We start from the raw sequence: 1,240 nt of genomic DNA, 5'->3' as shown, positions 1-1,240 counted from the left end.
ATTTATTGTCTCTTTCTCTCGTAAATAGCAGTGATTTTGTATAAGAATAAGGAAATGCTCGACTAGTTTACTATTGAATGTCGATGAGGAAGGGTTGAAGCGCTAGGGTTAGCGCTTCAATGCAAAGTGTAAGAACTTATTACCTTGGTAAGTTAAGGTCCCTTTGTCACCCGGGTTAAGAGCGTGGAAGTAGTGAATGCCGACTTGGAACTCACGTTTCGGACCAACCACACCGCGCTGAACATAAATCCAATACTCTTGGTCTTCTTGACCTGGCTCTGCATCAGGAAGGTCGATGGATTGTTTATCTAATACCGTGACGTTCACTTTCTTTTCTTGTGCGTTCTCGCCTTGCATGTGCTTTCGATAAAAAACAAGAAATACCCAGGCCGCGAGACCTGCGAGTGCAAAGATGGCAAAAAAGAGTGAGTTAGGCATATAACCTCCATGTAGTTGTAATGGTTATTCTAGTCTTTCGGGCAATAGGGATATGTGTTTAAAGCCGCTATTCGTGAACTGCTGTAAGCAAAGCTGATTATTTTTCGGCAGATATCACATTTAATGGCCAGTTTGGGATAAAGCACTGTTATTTATTGTCTCTTTCTCTCGTAAATAGCAGTGATTTTGTATAAGAATAAGGAAATGCTCGACTAGAATTATAGTGTGGAGTGGGAGGGCCAAGATGACCGATATTGAAAAAGTGGTGACAAGAACTCGCAATATAGAGAAATTATTGAGACTTCAATATCACGCTGAAGGCGAAGGATTGCATGAGCTCGTAACAAGCTGTGAAGAAAGGCTACCGCACGATATGGTAAGCAAGCTGCGTTATATCGCGACGTGCCGAAATAAAGTAGTGAACGAACATGATGCCAAGTTGGAAGATCAACATAAGTTCATCATGATGTGTAACGACTGCGAGAAGGAACTGACTCCACGTAGTGGTCGTTTTATCTGGCGAGTTGCGATTTTGCTGATGATGACAATAACTTTGGCTGCCGCGGGTTTCTACTATGCGAACTGGGATGTGCTAAGGCTACATCTGTTTTCGAAATGAAAAAATTGAATGAAAAAAGGGACGCTCATGGCGTCCCTTTTTTATCTGTAACTTGCTTAGTACATCATCGGTAGTGTCATTAGACCAACAACTACCGCGATCATTACAAGTCCTTGTCTTTGCGAAGATGAAATCATAACACTACTCCTAAATTTGGTTGTCTCTCGCTATGTTTTAAAGAAT

General features: G+C 41.6%; 2 protein-coding genes. One reads left to right on the top strand and one right to left on the bottom strand.

From position 1 onward, the window contains the following. Window positions 1-108: 108 nt before the first annotated feature. A complete protein-coding gene (locus A3712_RS19375; RefSeq protein WP_063522604.1) occupies window positions 109-438 on the bottom strand; it encodes a DUF2500 domain-containing protein in 330 nt (109 codons plus the stop codon). Window positions 439-682: 244 nt separating this feature from the next. Here A3712_RS19375 and A3712_RS19370 point away from each other — a divergent pair, with 244 nt between their 5' ends. Continuing rightward, entirely contained in the window at window positions 683-1,057 is a 375-nt protein-coding gene (locus A3712_RS19370; RefSeq protein WP_063524708.1) for a hypothetical protein, read from the top strand. Window positions 1,058-1,240: the final 183 nt, after the last annotated feature.

This window comes from Vibrio sp. HI00D65 (genome assembly GCF_001635455.1).
In the GTDB taxonomy this organism is placed as follows: domain Bacteria; phylum Pseudomonadota; class Gammaproteobacteria; order Enterobacterales; family Vibrionaceae; genus Vibrio.
The sequence above is the reverse complement of the archived record's forward strand: the minus strand, read 5'-3'. Positions and strand labels throughout refer to the sequence as shown.

Excerpts from the sequence above, each read along its gene's own strand:
- A3712_RS19370 (WP_063524708.1), top strand. The coding sequence starts at position 683 with ATGACCGATATTGAAAAAGTGGTGACAAGAACTCGCAATATAGAGAAA.
- A3712_RS19375 (WP_063522604.1), bottom strand. The coding sequence starts at position 438 with ATGCCTAACTCACTCTTTTTTGCCATCTTTGCACTCGCAGGTCTCGCG.